The sequence below is a fragment of the Acetobacter ascendens genome (assembly GCF_001766235.1).
GTDB lineage: Bacteria > Pseudomonadota > Alphaproteobacteria > Acetobacterales > Acetobacteraceae > Acetobacter > Acetobacter ascendens.
The window spans coordinates 1,668,569-1,683,817 of sequence record NZ_CP015164.1 but is presented as its reverse complement, the minus strand read 5'-3'; the positions used below and the strand labels follow the sequence as shown (position 1 = coordinate 1,683,817).

Annotated in this window: 13 protein-coding genes; 9 read left to right on the top strand and 4 right to left on the bottom strand. The window is 53.9% G+C overall.

Annotation, left to right across the window (positions count from 1 at the left end; translation table 11 throughout):
- Positions 1–16: 16 nt before the first annotated feature.
- Both A4S02_RS08070 and A4S02_RS08065 read left to right on the top strand, forming a co-directional pair.
- Complete coding sequence (locus A4S02_RS08070; protein WP_070323460.1) at positions 17–1,954, top strand: M3 family oligoendopeptidase; 1,938 nt, start codon at positions 17–19, stop codon at positions 1,952–1,954.
- 2 nt (positions 1,955–1,956) lie between these two features.
- Positions 1,957–3,336: an ABC1 kinase family protein gene (locus A4S02_RS08065; protein WP_070323459.1), complete on the top strand. Its 1,380-nt coding sequence runs from the start codon at positions 1,957–1,959 to the stop codon at positions 3,334–3,336.
- Positions 3,337–3,379: 43 nt separating this feature from the next.
- Here A4S02_RS08065 and A4S02_RS08060 read toward each other — a convergent pair whose 3' ends face one another.
- Positions 3,380–3,970, bottom strand: a complete 591-nt coding sequence (locus A4S02_RS08060; RefSeq protein ID WP_019089253.1) for a hypothetical protein — start codon at positions 3,968–3,970, stop codon at positions 3,380–3,382.
- A 236-nt stretch (positions 3,971–4,206) separates the two neighbouring features.
- Here A4S02_RS08060 and ispH point away from each other — a divergent pair, with 236 nt between their 5' ends.
- Genes ispH through A4S02_RS08040 form a run of 4 tightly spaced genes read left to right on the top strand, consistent with a single transcriptional unit; the run spans position 4,207 to position 8,219 of the window.
- The gene (gene ispH / locus A4S02_RS08055) at positions 4,207–5,208 is read left to right on the top strand and encodes a 4-hydroxy-3-methylbut-2-enyl diphosphate reductase (RefSeq protein ID WP_070324221.1); all 1,002 of its coding nucleotides are present in this window, start codon (positions 4,207–4,209) and stop codon (positions 5,206–5,208) included.
- Positions 5,209–5,217: 9 nt separating this feature from the next.
- The gene (locus A4S02_RS08050) at positions 5,218–6,192 is read left to right on the top strand and encodes a homoserine kinase (protein WP_019089252.1); all 975 of its coding nucleotides are present in this window, start codon (positions 5,218–5,220) and stop codon (positions 6,190–6,192) included.
- Positions 6,176–6,670, top strand: coding sequence for a ribonuclease HI (gene rnhA, locus A4S02_RS08045; RefSeq protein ID WP_003623207.1), 495 nt, complete (start codon positions 6,176–6,178; stop codon positions 6,668–6,670). Before A4S02_RS08050 ends, rnhA begins: the two co-directional genes overlap by 17 nt.
- A gap of 31 nt (positions 6,671–6,701) precedes the next feature.
- Positions 6,702–8,219 (top strand): hypothetical protein, encoded by a 1,518-nt coding sequence (locus tag A4S02_RS08040; RefSeq protein WP_070323458.1) that lies wholly within the window; start codon positions 6,702–6,704, stop codon positions 8,217–8,219.
- An 11-nt stretch (positions 8,220–8,230) separates the two neighbouring features.
- On the opposite strand, the gene A4S02_RS08035 is transcribed toward A4S02_RS08040, so the two are convergent.
- The 3 genes from A4S02_RS08035 to A4S02_RS08025 are packed head-to-tail and all read right to left on the bottom strand — an operon-like array spanning position 8,231 to position 11,311.
- Complete coding sequence (locus A4S02_RS08035; RefSeq protein WP_070323457.1) at positions 8,231–9,220, bottom strand: hypothetical protein; 990 nt, start codon at positions 9,218–9,220, stop codon at positions 8,231–8,233.
- Positions 9,217–10,032: an NAD kinase gene (locus A4S02_RS08030; RefSeq protein WP_019089248.1), complete on the bottom strand. Its 816-nt coding sequence runs from the start codon at positions 10,030–10,032 to the stop codon at positions 9,217–9,219. The genes A4S02_RS08035 and A4S02_RS08030 overlap by 4 nt, the downstream gene beginning before the upstream one ends.
- A 49-nt stretch (positions 10,033–10,081) precedes the next feature.
- Entirely contained in the window at positions 10,082–11,311 is a 1,230-nt protein-coding gene (locus A4S02_RS08025) for a glycosyltransferase family 4 protein (RefSeq protein WP_070323456.1), read from the bottom strand.
- 88 nt (positions 11,312–11,399) lie between these two features.
- Here A4S02_RS08025 and A4S02_RS08020 point away from each other — a divergent pair, with 88 nt between their 5' ends.
- The 3 genes from A4S02_RS08020 to thrS are packed head-to-tail and all read left to right on the top strand — an operon-like array spanning position 11,400 to position 15,193.
- Positions 11,400–12,263 (top strand): tetratricopeptide repeat protein, encoded by an 864-nt coding sequence (locus A4S02_RS08020; RefSeq protein WP_070323455.1) that lies wholly within the window; start codon positions 11,400–11,402, stop codon positions 12,261–12,263.
- The gene (locus A4S02_RS08015) at positions 12,260–13,216 is read left to right on the top strand and encodes a glycosyltransferase family 9 protein (protein ID WP_070323454.1); all 957 of its coding nucleotides are present in this window, start codon (positions 12,260–12,262) and stop codon (positions 13,214–13,216) included. The genes A4S02_RS08020 and A4S02_RS08015 overlap by 4 nt, the downstream gene beginning before the upstream one ends.
- Before the next feature lie 45 nt (positions 13,217–13,261).
- Entirely contained in the window at positions 13,262–15,193 is a 1,932-nt protein-coding gene (gene thrS, locus A4S02_RS08010; RefSeq protein ID WP_070323453.1) for a threonine--tRNA ligase, read from the top strand.
- Positions 15,194–15,249 lie beyond the last annotated feature (56 nt).

The following is a 15,249-nucleotide window of genomic DNA, read 5'->3' as shown; positions in this document are numbered from 1 at the left end:
GAAACCTTCCGCCCATTTGTTTTTCATATCTGTTGTGCATGTGAACCGCGCTTGTGTTCACGGCCTCTCGCTTCCAGCAGAAATGCACTGTAAAGTGTTCAATATGGAACACACAGCGCATTCCCTCCGTTCACATTCGCTTCCGGTTTTTGCAACACAAGCCGGTACCGTTGCCAACACACCTGCAGGGCAGGGGGCGGCCTCTCTTCCGCGTTGGGATCTTTCAGCCCTTTACGCAGGGATGGATGATCCGAAGCTGCATGCTGATCTGGCTGAAGCAGAAAAAAAGGCACAGGATTTTGCCAAGAAGTATCAGGGCAAAATCAGCGGCCTTTCCGGCAAGGAACTGGCAGACGCCATCGCAGCCTTTGAAGTTATTGAGGAAATGCTGGGCAAGGCAGGGTCTTACGCTTCCCTGCTGTTTGCCGCAGATTCTTCAGATGCCTCCATCAGTCAGTTCAGCCAGTCCATCAATGAACGGCTGACGGCCATTTCCACCCATCTGCTGTTTTTCACGCTGGAACTGAACCGGCTGGAAGAAGCGGACCTTCAAGAAAAGCTGAAAGATCCCGCACTGGCGCATTGGCAGCCTTACCTGCGTGATATCCGCATGTATCGCCCGCATCAGCTTTCTGATGATGTGGAAAAGGTTTTGCTAGAAAAATCCGTAACCGGTGGGCAGGCATGGTGCCGTCTGTTTGATGAAACGATTGCAGCCCTGCGTGTCACTCTGGATGGGCAGGAAATTACGGTGGGAGATGCGCTCAACCGTTTGTCTGATACAAATCGGGCAACGCGAGAGCAGGCAGGCAAAGCTGTAGGTGGCGTTTTTGAAAAGAATGTCCGCCTCTTTGCGCTCATTACCAATACGCTGGCCAAGGATAAATCCATTTCGGATAATCTGCGGCATTTTGCGCGGCCAACCTCATCTCGCAATCTTTCTAACATGGTGGAAGATGAAGTGGTGGATGCGCTTGTTTCTGCCGTGCGGGAAGATTATCCGCGTCTTTCCCATCGCTATTATGCCTTAAAAGCTAAGTGGATGGGGCTGGACAAACTGGAACATTGGGACCGCAACGCCCCGCTACCCGGCAATGATGACAAGCTGATTCCGTGGTCTGAAGCCAAAAACATTGTGCAAAAAGCATATGATGGTTTTGACCCGCGTATGGGGAAGGTTATTAACACTTTCCTGACCAACCCGTGGATTGATGTGCCACCTGCACCGGGCAAATCCCCCGGTGCGTTTGCACATCCTACTGTGCCTTCAGCACATCCTTATATTCTGTTGAACTATCATGGTCGTATTCGGGATGTCATGACGTTGGCGCATGAGTTGGGCCACGGTGTGCATCAGGTTATGGCGGCAAAGCAGGGCTACTTCATGTCCGACACGCCGCTGACACTGGCTGAAACGGCCAGTGTGTTTGGCGAGATGCTAACATTCCAGTCTCTTCTGGATGCAGAAAAAGATCCGCAGCGCCGTCGTCTGCTACTGGCCGCCAAGGTTGAGGATATGCTCAACACCGTGGTGCGCCAGATTGCATTTTATGAATTTGAAACCCGCGTGCACGATGCCCGTAAAAAGGGTGAGCTACTTCCCGAACAGATTGGCGTTATCTGGCGCAGTGTGCAGACAGAAAGCCTTGGTCCAGCCTTTAACTTTACGCCGGAATACGATGTGTTTTGGGCTTATATTCCGCACTTCATCCATTCTCCGTTCTATGTGTATGCCTATGCATTCGGAGATTGCTTGGTGAATGCGCTGTATCAGGTGTTCAGTGAAGGCGCGCCGGGTTTCCAGGATAAATACATTGCCATGCTGGAAGCAGGCGGCACCCTCCGCCATAAGGAACTGCTGGCTCCCTTCGGGCTGGATGCATCTGATCCGGGTTTCTGGCGCAAGGGGCTGGATGTCATTTCCGGCTTTATTGACCAGTTGGAGCAAGGCTGATTATGGCGCGAGATATGGATAATACCGGCGTTTTTGGTGAACTGCGCCGTATGGTGCAAACAACCGGAACCGTTGGTGGCATTGCAGCCCGGCTGGCAGGTAACAAGATCGGCCTGCGTTCTGGTGGGGCTTCTCACGCAGAAGATCTTAAATCCATGCTGGGTGGGCTGAAAGGCCCGCTCATGAAGGCAGCGCAGCTTTTGGCCACCATTCCCGGCGCGTTGCCGGATGAATATGCCGATGAGTTGGCGCAGCTCCAGTCTAACGCGCCGCCAATGGGATGGAGCTTCGTGCGCCGCCGCATGACGGCGGAGCTTGGTCCGGGGTGGGAAAAGAATTTCCGTTCCTTCGGGCGGGAAGCTGCTGCCGCGGCCAGCCTTGGGCAGGTGCATCAGGCTGTGTTGACTGATGGCCGCCGCGTAGCCTGTAAGTTGCAGTATCCTGATATGAAGGCGGCTGTTGAGGCCGATCTGCGCCAGTTCCGTATGGCTATTGGGGTTTACCACAAGCTGGATAATGCCATCCGGCAGGATGATGTGGTGGAGGAACTTTCTGAACGACTGCGGGAAGAGCTGGATTACCGGCACGAGGCCGCCAATATGCGCCTCTATCATGCCGTGCTGGCAGATTGCCCCGAAGTTACGGTGCCTTTGCCAATAGATGAACTATGCACGCAGCGGCTGCTGACTATGGAGTGGGTGCAGGGGCAAAACCTCAATGCAGCCATCAAGGCCGGCCTGACAGAAGAACAGAAAAAACGCATTGCACGCGCGCTGTTCCGAGCATGGTATGTGCCACTGTATCAGTATGGCGTGGTGCATGGTGACCCGCATATGGGCAACTTTACCATGCGGGAAGATGCTGGCCTGAATCTACTGGATTTTGGGGCTATCCGTATTTTCCAGCCTTCGTTCATCAAGGGTAATATTGATCTGTATTACGCGCTCCGTAACAAGGATATGGACATGGCCGCTCATGCTTATGAAGCATGGGGCTTCCGTGACCTGACGCGTGAGAAAGTGGCTGTTCTGAACGAATGGGCAGGGCTGTTATATGCCCCGCTGATGGTAGATGAAGAACGCTACATTCAGGATGATAACAACCCAGCCCTTGGGCGGGAAATTCTTTCCAAGGTGCATGATGGGCTGCAAAAAGCCGGAGGTGTGCGCCTGCCGCGTGAGTTTGTGCTGGTTGATCGTTCAGCTCTTGGGCTGGGTTCTGTATTCATGCGGCTGAAGGTTAAGATGAACTGGTATCAGCTATTCCATGAAATCGTGCAGGATTTTGATGAACAGGCTCTGGCACAGCGCCAGCAGGCAGCCATAAAGGCCGCACGTTTCCCTCCAGAAACGCAGCCAGCTTCCCGATCAAAGGTGTTTTAGCTGGGGGTGATAAAAGCCCCCAGCAAAGTGCTACCACCTAATATCAGTAAGCCTGATAAGCCGCGCGCTTAAGGTGAAGCTGATTATATTCAAGCTGATCCTTGGTGAGCTGGAAACCAATTTCAAACCGATAATCTGAATCCACATTTTTGGGTGGAATAGGCAGATCCACTGTGATCACCTTTGTATCGTCTTCAAAGGTAGAGAGGTTGGCCGGGAAGGACACGGTGTGGCGGAACACATGCTTGTTCACAATCCTGTCCCCGTGCAGCACGGCAATAAACCACGGTAGGGTAAGCGTATTGGCTGCCGCTGCTGGGCCACGTTCAATCACAAAGCGCAATACGATTCGGGTTTTCAGGTCCTTGGGGCCTGCGGCAAGGCAATCACCCTGTAATTGCAGGATGCTGGCGCGGGCGATCATGTTTTTAAAACCCGTCTGCTTACCTTGGTAGAGGTAGTAATCTGCGGCTTCAGAGGGAATATGCGTAATGGGGCAGGTGGGCGCAAAATCCATGGATTTGCTTTCACCATCACCGCAGCCGCTAAGGGTGGCCAGCAGCCCAAGTGCTGCCAGACCCGGGGCGGCAATACGGGGGAACAGGCTGCGCCGTTGGTTGTGATTAGGGAACATGTATGGATCCGGCGTTATCGGTTAAAACGGGTTGAACACAGCAGATAGCAGCCATCACACCCACATAGGTATGTTTTTCAAGGCTTTGATGCCGTAAAACGGGTTGCATCCCATGCGTCCTTTGCGTAGGCCACAACTTCCGTCACCTTTATGGGTTTCGGGCATAGCCTGTTTTCAATATGCTTCTTCATAGCCAGTTTTCTTCTATACAGTCCGCTGCAACTTTGGGGAACACCATGCCCGATCAAACTGATACCCTTACCCCGCCCCAGAGCGCAGATGCTCAGTACGGCAGATCTCTTAAGGTTCTGCTGGCAGGCCCACGTGGTTTCTGCGCAGGGGTGGACCGCGCCATCCGTGTGGTGGAAGAAGCCATCCGCCGCTACGGCGCGCCTGTTTATGTCCGCCATGAAATTGTCCATAACCGGACAGTGGTGGAAGAGCTGGAAGCACAAGGCGCCATTTTTGTTGAGGAACTGGATGAAGTTCCCGTAGATGGCCACGTTGTTTTCTCTGCTCATGGCGTGCCAAAAACCGTGCCGGTTGAGGCCGAACGCCGTAACCTGCTGTATCTAGATGCCACGTGCCCGCTGGTTTCTAAGGTGCACCGTGAAGCTGAGCGTCATTTCGCTGGTGGTGGGCCAGAAAGCCGCCATATTCTGATGATTGGCCATGCAGGCCACCCAGAAGTGGTTGGCACAATGGGCCAACTGCCGCCGGGTGCCATGACGCTGATTAACGATGCAGAAGAAGCCCGTACGGTAGAGCCGGAAGATCCAACACGTCTAGCCTTTATCACCCAGACAACACTTTCTGTGGATGATACGGCAGAAATCGTAGATATTCTGCGTGCGCGGTTTCCGCTGATTGAAGGGCCAAAGCGCGAAGATATTTGCTACGCTACCACAAACCGTCAGGAAGCTGTTAAAACCATCGCACCCGAGTGCGATCTGGTCATTGTTATTGGCTCTCCCAACTCTTCCAACTCCCAGCGTCTGCGTGAAGTGGCAGAACGTTCCGGCACGCCGCGCGCACTTTTGGTGCCACGTCTGGATTCTCTGGATTGGTCTGTGCTGGAAGGCGTGAACACGCTGGGCATTACGGCTGGTGCTTCTGCGCCAGAAGCACTGGTGCAGGAAATGCTGGCAGAAATGGCCAAGCGTTACACGCTGTGCATTGAAGAGCGGATTGTGAAGGAAGAAAACGTAACGTTCCGCCTTCCCGCACCGCTAGGCTAAAGGTGCTGCATGGCCGTTTATACGGACGTTGGGAACGAGGCCCTAGAAGCGTTTTTACAGGATTACGCCATAGGGTCTCTGGTTGCGTTTCGCGGTATTGCCGAAGGGGTGGAGAACAGTAATTTCCAGCTGCGTACAACAGATGGAGATTACATTCTTACCCTGTACGAAAAACGGGTGAATGCGCAGGATCTGCCCTGGTTTTTAGGGCTGATGCAGCATCTGGCGCGTGAGGGGGTAACATGCCCCCAGCCCGTGGCTGATTCGCAAGGTCATGTGCTCAAAACACTGGCTGGCAGGCCTGCTGCTATTACCACATTTTTGCCCGGTGTTTGGCCGCGTGTGGTTAGGCTGGAACACTGCCGCCCGCTTGGGCGCGCTTTGGCACAACTACATGTGGCAGGGCGTTCCTATAAGCCGGAACGTCAGAATGGTTTGGGGCCAGATGCGTGGTTTGCGCTGCTGCAAAGCTGTGGCGCAGGCGCGGATAATGTGTGCGCTGGCTTGCGGGATGAACTGCAAAATGCGCTTGAGCATATTCTGCCGTTCTGGCCGGGACGGGGGAATAATCCACTTCTGCCGCGCGGGCAGATTCATGCAGACATGTTTCCAGATAATGTTTTCTTTCTGGATCATGCCGTTTCAGGCGTGATTGATTTCTATTTCGCCTGCACGGATTTACTGGCCTACGACATTGCCATCTGTTTGAACGCATGGTGTTTTCAGGCGGATGGGGCGTTTAACATCACCTTTGCCCGGCACATGATGCAAGGGTATGAGGAAATACGCCCACTGGAGCCAGCAGAACGTAAGCTTATGCCTGTTCTGGCCAGAGGTGCGGCCATGCGCTTTTTGCTAACCCGGCTGTATGACTGGATCAACACGCCAGCAGATGCCTTGGTCACGCCCAAAGATCCTATGGATTATCTGAAGCGCCTGCGCTTCCATTTGGAAACGGAAAGTGCCGATGCCTACGGATTCTGAAAATAGCAACGCAACAGAACAACCCGCTCTGGCGGTTGAAATCTGGACAGATGGCGGATGCCGCCCAAACCCCGGCCCAGGTGGCTGGGGCGTTCTGCTACGCTGCAAAGGCGTAGAACGGGAACTTTCTGGCGGTGAGCGTGAAACCACCAACAACCGTATGGAACTCACAGCCGCAGCAGAAGCGCTGGAAGCTCTGACACGCCCCTGTGTGGTGAACCTGCATACAGATAGCGAATATGTGCGCAATGGCATTACCCGGTGGCATACAGGCTGGGTAAGGCGGAATTGGCGCAATGCATCGGGTGATCCAGTTGCCAATATGGATTTATGGCGCAGGCTGCTGGACGTAGCCAAAAGGCATGAGGTTTCTTGGCACTGGGTAAAAGGACATTCCGGTGTACCAGAAAATGAACGGGTGGACCAATTGGCAACAGAAGCCCGGGAAAAAATAGAGCAGTCTCTTTTAGAGAGCTAAAAACAAACCGGCTGAAAGGCCGGTTTTTTTCATGGCGCATTGTGAGGGAAAAATCACTGTGGCTGAACACAAAACATACCAAACCGTAGCAGGGTATATGGTGGCGTTTGTGGCTTTAACGCTGCTTTATACTACTTTGGGTATGACGCAGCCTTTTAATTCAGACAGTGTTTCTACCTTGCTGGCAGCGCAGGATATTCTGCACGGCAATGTTTTGCTGAAAGGGTGGGACCTTTCTACCCAATCCTTCTATTTTACCGAAATACTGCCTTATGTTGTGATGGTCGGCCTGTTTGGCTGGCATGTATCTTTTTATTACATCGTGCCCGCCATGCTGTGGGCCATTGCCATGTTATTGGCGTTTCATATTGCTGGTTTGGCAAAGGGCAATACGGGGTGGCCGCTTCTTGTGTTGTTAGGGGTGCCTAGCGCCTTTGCCGTCCATCTGGTGTTGTCGCCTTGTTATCATGTTGGCGCTTATGTGGGCATGTTGCTGTTCTGGCTGATGTGGTTGCAGAAGCCTCAATACCTACAATCCAAAAGTGCGTTCGGCACCTGCGCGTGCTGGAGTGGTACCGTTTTGTTTGTTGCGCTGCTGTTAAGCAGTGATGATCTGGTAAAATACACTCTGGCTTTGCCAGTTATTCTGGCGGCTATCGGATGCAGCCTCGAACAACGTGCTCCAAGATATTTCGGGCTTGCCAGCGGCATGGTGGGGGCTTTGCTGCTGGAGCACGTTATTAAGACAGTGCTGGTCCATAATGGGGCCTTCCATGTGCCGGGGTTGTGGAGTTCGTCTTTTGGCTCACAAAGTCGGGCCTCTTATAATCTGAGCGTCCTGTTTTCCGGCTTTTTGCAGTATTTTGGTGCTGATTTTTTTGGAAAGCCGATAACGCTTTCAGGGTCTGGGCGCGAACTGTTCCATCTGGCTTGTGCTGGTGGCGCAGTATGGAGCTGCTTTTATGCGCTGCGCAAAAACCGGCAATGGAGCCTGTTTGATCTCTCATCCGTATTTGCCATTGTTATTATGTTGGCTGCTTTTGTTTTTGGCGAACTGACAATGGATGAGCAGTCATTCCGCTATCTGGTTTTTCCGTGTTTGTTGTCTGTCTTGCTGGTCATTCGGCATGTGCAGATGTCCCGTGGTTATGGTTTGCTGTTGGGTGCCTGCTGTATTTTATATGCGGTAACAATTCTGCCACACCCTGTTTTGGGATATGCTGCGGCAAACCAAAACTTTCCCGTAAATCGCACTCTGGAACAAATGGAGCTTAAGCAGGGTTTTGCCCCATATTGGAGCGCTGCCCGCAATAGTCTGCCATTTCCGACACGTCTTGCGCCCATTGAGTTCATGCCATCAGGCATCAAAGCATTTCATACCCTCAGCAAGCGGCAATGGTATGAAACAGGCGGCAATTTTATTGTATGTGAAAGTGCAGATCAGGCCCGGCAGGCGCAAACGCAGTTTGGGCCTGCACAAAGGGAAATACCCATAGGCAGCAATATTCTGCTGATATGGTCACACCCCTTTAAGATGCCGCAGAACTGAAGAGTCCGTTCTCAGGGCTCAACATCAGATTGATAAATATCAATATAATCTTGCGGTGTGTTGGGTGCGGATTGTTTGGGTAGACCAATAACGCGCACATAAATGCGGGTGGAGGGTGTGCCTCCATTCATAAGCACACTGCGTGCGGCCAACCCGCGTGCCAATGCCATACGCCGTGGCAATGATGGATCATCTACAGCGCCAGAGCTGTAGGCATCTATCAGGGCGCGTTCATGCGGTTTGTCAGACAAGCGCTGCCCAAATGCCAGAATGGCCTGATGTGTTTCTGGGTTAAGTGTGGCTGCTTCTGGCGCAAAGGTAATGCGCACACCGCCTTCAATAGGCGTCACCACGCCTTGGGCTTTCAGATCCACAGAGGGCTGCGGAGGCACGGGGAAAGGATGAACTTCCACGTCTGATGGTGCCGGAGTTAGTTGCGGCAGCGGAGGAGGAGCATTGGGTATTGTTGCCGGTGGCGGTGGTTTGTGCGGCTGAACTGCAGGTGCTGCACTTTTGCTTTCTTGCGCCGGGGCAGGCGGAGCCTTAGCCACGGGTGCGGGTACGGTCGGAACCGTGGTTGTCGGTTTAGGGGCTGGTGCACTTTTAGGCGCAGTTGCAGCCGGCTGCGTATTTTTTACGCTGGATGTTTCTTTTTTCTGCGTTGTGGTGGCTTGCGGCTTTTCCACAACGCGGCGGCGCGTTTCAGTGCGCACGGGCGTTGTTGTCCGGCGTGGAGCTGCTTCACGCACAGGTGCAGCAGGAGTTGTGGGTGCTGCTACGGGTGCGCCGCCGCCCAAGCTGTCCAGAGCCTGACTGTTGGTGACAATCTGAGCATGTGAGACCGCGCTGGTGGCAAGTAAACTTGCGGCACACAGAAGGACAAGGCGGCGAGAGAAAGGAAACATGTTCTGCATTAAATGGAAGACTAATCCAGAAAAAGAGGAAGAAGAACAGAGGCAACCTGCTTTTGGTGCCTGAAAGCGGCCACACTGCGGCATCATGCAGAAAACTGTTCCGCCGCAATACGCTCGGAAAGGGTTTGCCCGGGGTCAAACAGCAAGGTTACGGCCAATTCACGGTCTTCCCACGCCTGCACAGAAACAACATCTCGAATTTCTATCGAATCGGCAACGGCTGCAACCGGGCGTTTATCGTGCTCCAGAACACTAAAGCCGACATGGGCCGAGGAAGGTAGAAGTGCCCCGCGCCAGCGGCGTGGCCGAAATGGGCAGATAGGGGTGAGTGGAAGCAAATTGCCAGAAAGCGGTACAATTGGCCCGTGGGCAGAAAGATTATAGGCGGTGGAACCGGCTGGCGTGGCTAATAACGCACCATCACAAATTAGCTCGGGAATGCGCACCAGCCTGTCCACATCAATGCGTAATTTGGCTGCCTGTCGTGTTTGGCGGAACAGATAAACATCGTTCAGCGCCAGTGCTTCCTGCGCTTCACCGTGCGCTGTTACGGCTTTCATACGCAGGGGGTGAATAATTGCAGCTTGTGCATGCGCCAATCTGTAGGGCAGATCTTCTTCATCTGTAGGGTTCATCAGAAACCCTACAGATCCACAGTTCATGCCATAAACTGGGGTGGTCAACCCGGCTTCCAGAATAACGCGCAGGGTTTCCAGCATAAAACCATCACCGCCCAAGCAGATCACAACGTCTGCCTCGCCGGGGTGGCAGTTGCCATAACGGGTTACCAGCCGGTCAAGCTCATCTCGGGCGGTTTCTGTAGGGGCTGCCATAAAGGCCAGATGTTGCGGAGGCCGCATAAAGATTGAGGGCGGGTTTGTAAGAGAAGTAGCAGTCATGCCTGTGTCCTGCTTCCTTCCAGGTCAGGAAAATTAAAGTCTTTCTTCCTTATCCCGCAAATGTTGGTTCCTGAAAGAGGGCAGGGTCATTTTTAATGCTAGCAAAGTGTTCTGCCAGAGTGGTGCCAAGCAGTTCGTCATACACAGCCAGTGTGGCGTGTTGCATGGCAAAGGTGCTGTAATGGCTCAGTACCATCTGGCGCGCAGTGTATCCTATAGCTTCCAAAATTTCTGGCGGCGCAGCTAGCACATCATAAATGGCCTGTGCCAGTTCATTGGCGTTTTCAGGGGTAAAGCTAAAGCCCGTTTGGCCGTGGGCTACGGTTTCTACTGCTGCGCCATGATGCGCTACAATAACCGGGCAGCACATTGCCTGAGCCTCCACCACCACACGGCCAAAGGGTTCTGGGCGGAGGGAGGGCACAACCACCATGTTGGCAAGCATCATGGCGGCAGGCATATCATCGCAATGGCCCGCAAAACGCACGCGGTCAGTCAGGCCCAGTTGTGCGGCTTTTGTACTAAGTTCCTGTGCATATTTATCTTCTGGCGTGCCACCACCAGCAAACACGCAGTGCCAGTTTATATCCGGTAAAAGGTCTAGCAGTTGTGCCAGCGCATCCAGTACAAGGCTTTGGCCTTTCCACGCTGTCAGCCTGCCGGGCATGAGAATAACCGGCGCATCAGCCGGAAGCGCCCAAGCTTCTACCAAACGGTGCACACGCTGGCTGGACACCACTTGAGGTGAAAATTGATCGGTATCTGCCCCGCGCGGGATAGTGCGTAGTCGATCTGGTCCTACATGGTATTCTTCCGCAAGGCGCTGGGCGATATGGTTGCTAATGGCAATAACACGGTCACCAGATGCTAAAACGGCATTGTAATGCCGTTTGCCGGGAAAGCTGTTGGCATGCACGCCATGCCATGTTGTGACAAAAGGTGTCTGTGTGCGCTTGCAGGCCATTCTGGCAACCCACGCAGGTGCGCGAGAGCGGGCATGAACAAGCTGCACATTGTGCTGGCGGATGATGTTGCTGAGGAAATGGCTGTTTTTGGCAATTTTTAACGGGTTTCGGCTGCCACAATCGGGAAGGGTAATATGCTCTGCGCCACTATGCCGCAACAGAGGTTCCATACGCCCACCAGAGCTGATGACAAGTGCTTTGCCCCCAGCTTGCGTAATGGCCTGCGCCATTTCTATGGTGCCTCTTTCCACTCCGCCCTGCTCCAGAGCGGGCAGGATTTGCAGAATGGAGGCAGAGGCCAGAAAACTGCTCATGAACAGGGTGTTATCACAATTTGCACATTTTGTGCCATAAGATCAGTAGGGCAGAACTGTTCTTCCTTTTCAGGTTCCCGGCCTGTGCGTGAATGAACCTGTTTGGTATGGAGGCAGGATGAAGTTTTCTTTTGTGCCTACACGGCGGCATCTTCCCTGCGTGGTTGCAGGCACAGCGTTGCTTGTTTCCGCACCTGTTATGGCGGCCACTGCACGCGGCCATGCTGCGGCTGCATCCGGGCCAGTCAATGGGCAGAAATGGTCGGTCGAAGCCTGTATGGCCATGGTGAGGGATGATCCATTTGGCGCCAGAGATTACGCGCTGGACTGGGAGCGCCACGGCAACGGAGGGCAGGAGGCCAAGCATTGTCACGCTCTGGCATTGCTGGAAGCCGGGGATGAAGAAAGCGCGGCACAGGAACTGGATGAACTTGCCCACCAGCCTATAGAACACGCAGAGCGCGCACCTTCCAGCTTTCGCGCTGGGTTGGAGGAAGATGCAGCAGATGCTTGGCTTTCTGCTGGGCAGCCAGAAAAAGCCTTGAGCAGTGTAGATTACGGGCTGGCGTTTGAAGATGATACCCGCCTGCATTTGCTGCGTGCCCGTGCTTTGCTGGCGCAGGATCAGGCCGATGTTGTGGTTAAAGAACTTTCTGCGCTGGTGGCCAAAAAGCCAGATATTGGAGCCGATGCCTATGTTCTGCTGGCATCTGCAGAGCGCCGCGTAGGGCAACTTGATACGGCTGCCACGCATGTCGCGCATGCTTTGGAAATAGAGCCGGAAAACCCGGCAGCCTTGCTGGAACGCGGCATTGTGCGTGAACGCAAAGGAGATGCTACCGGCGCACAGGCAGATTGGCAGCGGGTGCTTGATCTGGCGCCAGATAGCCATGAAGCAGATCTGGCTCGGCAGGATCTTGCCGTTATGGCCGCAGATCCGGATACACCATGAGCAATTTAGTTCATTCTGAAAAAAACCAAGGGCACACACCGCAACGGGTTCTTGTTATCCGTTTGGGTGCGTTGGGAGATTTCGTGCAAAGTTTTGGCCCGTTTCAGGCCATTCGGCAGGCATATCCTGCTGCACATATCACCTTGCTAACAACTGCGCCGTTTGTTGAGCTGGCCCGGCTTTCACCTTGGTTTGATGAAGTGCTTACGGATACACGCCCGCGTTGGACAGATGTACCCCAAATACGCGCCCTGCGTAAGATGTTGCGCAGGTATGATTGGGTTTATGATTTGCAGACATCTGCTCGCACAGCGCGATATTTTGTGCTGGCTGGTCGGCCTGCATCATGGTGTGGGCATGTGGGAAAAGGTAATCTGGCCCATTTAAACCCATGGCGGGATGAAATGCACACCCGTGCTCGCCAGCGTGATCAGCTACGTGTGGCTGGTATTGAGGATGTGCCGCAACCAGATGTTTCATGGTTGCGTGATAAAGGGCCAAAACTAGATGAACCCTATGTGCTGATTGTGCCCGGGGCAGCCGTGCATCGGCCAGCCAAGCGCTGGCCTGCCAGACGGTATGGTGAACTGGCAGCAGAAATTGCCCGTCGTGGTTTGCTTCCCGTAATGGTGGGGCATGAAGCCGAGCAGCCTTTGGCGCAGGATATTCTGGATTATTGCCCACAAGCCCTAAATCTAATGGGCAAAACCACTCTGCCAGAGCTTTCCGGGCTGGCAGCACGGGCCCAATGTGCTGTGGGGAATGATACAGGCCCCATGCATTTGGCTGCCGTTATGGGTTGCCGCTGCGTTGTGCTGTTTTCTGCTGATAGTAACCCTGCACTTACAGCCCCGTTAGGGTGGCAGGCAGGGCAGGTGCGCGTGCTACGTGTGCGAGATCTTGCATTGCTTTGTGTGCAAAGGGTTGCAGCCGCGCTCTGGTGGCGTCATTAAGCATCTTCTATCAGTTTCTGATTTTCTTTTCTGGAGCCTTTGACCATGCCCGCCATTACCTTGCCTGACGGTTCTGTTCGTAGTTTTGACGGGCCGGTGACAGGCACGACGGTGGCGGAAGCTATCGGTCCCGGTCTTGCCAAAGCCGCCCTGGCCATGGAAGTGGATGGAAAACTGTGCGATATCCGCCAGACCATCAACAAAGATGCCGCCCTGCGGTTTATTACCCGCAAGGACCCGGAATCTCTGGAACTTATCCGGCATGATGCTGCCCATGTGCTGGCAGAAGCCGTGCAGGCGCTATCCCCCGGCACTCAGGTGACGATTGGCCCGTCCATCGAAAACGGCTTCTATTACGATTTCTATCGTTCTGAACCGTTCTCCCCGGAAGACTTTGCGGCCATTGAAGCCAAGATGCGTGAAATTGTCGCTAAGGCTGAGCCTTTTGTGCGTGAAGTCTGGAAGCGCGATGATGCGATCCGTTTTTTTGAAGAGCGCGGTGAAAAGTTCAAAGCCGAACTGATTCGTGATCTGCCGGAAGATGAAGAAATTTCCATCTATCGGCAGGGTGAATGGCTGGATCTATGCCGTGGCCCACATTTGCGTACCACCAAGGATGTAGGCAATGCTTTCAAACTGATGAAGGTGGCTGGCGCTTATTGGCGTGGGGACCATCGTAACCCCATGCTGACCCGTGTGTACGGCACGGCGTGGCGTGATCAGAAGGAGCTGGATGCTCACCTGCACCAGTTGGAAGAAGCAGAAAAGCGCGATCATCGCCGGATCGGTAAGGAAATGGGCCTGTTCCATTTTCAGGAAGAAGCCGTGGGGCAGGTGTTTTGGCACGCTAAAGGCTGGCGGCTTTATACGGCGCTGCAGGATTACATGCGCCGCGCCCAAACACGTCACGGTTATCAGGAAGTGCGCACACCGCAGCTTGTTGACCGTGCCTTGTGGGAGGCTTCTGGCCACTGGGATAAATACCGCCACCACATGTTCATTGCGACGGTTGAGGACGAGAACAAAACTCTTGCGCTCAAGCCCATGAACTGCCCCTGCCATGTGCAGATTTTCCGGCATGGCTTGCGCTCTTATCGGGAACTGCCGCTGCGTATGGCAGAATTTGGTGCATGCCATCGGTATGAACCTTCAGGCGCATTGCATGGCCTGATGCGTGTGCGTGGCTTTACGCAGGATGATGCGCATATTTTCTGCACCGAAGATCAGATTGCAGATGAAACTGTGCGCTTCGTAAAGATGCTGCATGATGTGTATCAGGATCTGGGCTTTGAGCATGTGCGCGTAAAGTTTGCTGACCGCCCAGAGCAGCGTGCTGGCAGCGATGAAGTGTGGGACAAGGCTGAAAACGCTCTGAAAGAAGCTTGCACCGTGGCTGGGGTGGAATACGAACATAACCCCGGTGAAGGCGCATTCTACGGCCCCAAACTGGAGTTTGTGCTGCGTGATGCCATTGGGCGTGATTGGCAGTGCGGCACCTTGCAGGTTGATCTGGTTCTGCCAGAACGACTCGATGCCAGCTATATTGGTGAAGACTCCGGGCGGCATCGCCCCGTTATGCTGCATCGTGCCATTCTGGGTTCTTTCGAACGCTTCCTTGGTATTCTGATCGAACAGCACGCAGGGCGTTTCCCACTCTGGTTGGCACCTGTGCAGGTGGTTGTGGCCTCCATCGTAAGCGATGCCGCACCTTATGCAGAGGAAGTAGCTGCTGCTCTGCGTGAAGCCGGGCTGGCTGTGGAAGCCGATGTGCGGAATGACAAGATCAACGCCAAAGTGCGCGAGCACAGCGTGGCCCGTGTTCCGGTTATTCTGGTTGTTGGCCGGCGTGAGGCAGAAGAACGCACTGTTGCCATGCGCCGCCTTGGCACCCAGGCACAAGAGACTCTGAGCTTGGATGATGCTGTTGCCCGCCTGAAAAACGAAGCAACACCGCCAGATTTGCGCAAAAAAGGGTGAACCGGAGTTTTATTGCCACAGCAGGGCAGCAATGAAGATGTTTTTGTGCTTGCCCT

Coding starts and splice junctions, on each gene's coding strand:
- A4S02_RS08060 (WP_019089253.1), bottom strand. CDS start 3,970: ATGTTCCCTAATCACAACCAACGGCGCAGCCTGTTCCCCCGTATTGCC.
- A4S02_RS08030 (WP_019089248.1), bottom strand. CDS start 10,032: ATGACTGCTACTTCTCTTACAAACCCGCCCTCAATCTTTATGCGGCCT.
- ispH (WP_070324221.1), top strand. CDS start 4,207: ATGCCCGATCAAACTGATACCCTTACCCCGCCCCAGAGCGCAGATGCT.
- A4S02_RS08040 (WP_070323458.1), top strand. CDS start 6,702: ATGGCGCATTGTGAGGGAAAAATCACTGTGGCTGAACACAAAACATAC.
- A4S02_RS08065 (WP_070323459.1), top strand. CDS start 1,957: ATGGCGCGAGATATGGATAATACCGGCGTTTTTGGTGAACTGCGCCGT.
- A4S02_RS08015 (WP_070323454.1), top strand. CDS start 12,260: ATGAGCAATTTAGTTCATTCTGAAAAAAACCAAGGGCACACACCGCAA.
- A4S02_RS08050 (WP_019089252.1), top strand. CDS start 5,218: ATGGCCGTTTATACGGACGTTGGGAACGAGGCCCTAGAAGCGTTTTTA.
- A4S02_RS08035 (WP_070323457.1), bottom strand. CDS start 9,220: ATGATGCCGCAGTGTGGCCGCTTTCAGGCACCAAAAGCAGGTTGCCTC.
- rnhA (WP_003623207.1), top strand. CDS start 6,176: ATGCCTACGGATTCTGAAAATAGCAACGCAACAGAACAACCCGCTCTG.
- thrS (WP_070323453.1), top strand. CDS start 13,262: ATGCCCGCCATTACCTTGCCTGACGGTTCTGTTCGTAGTTTTGACGGG.
- A4S02_RS08025 (WP_070323456.1), bottom strand. CDS start 11,311: ATGAGCAGTTTTCTGGCCTCTGCCTCCATTCTGCAAATCCTGCCCGCT.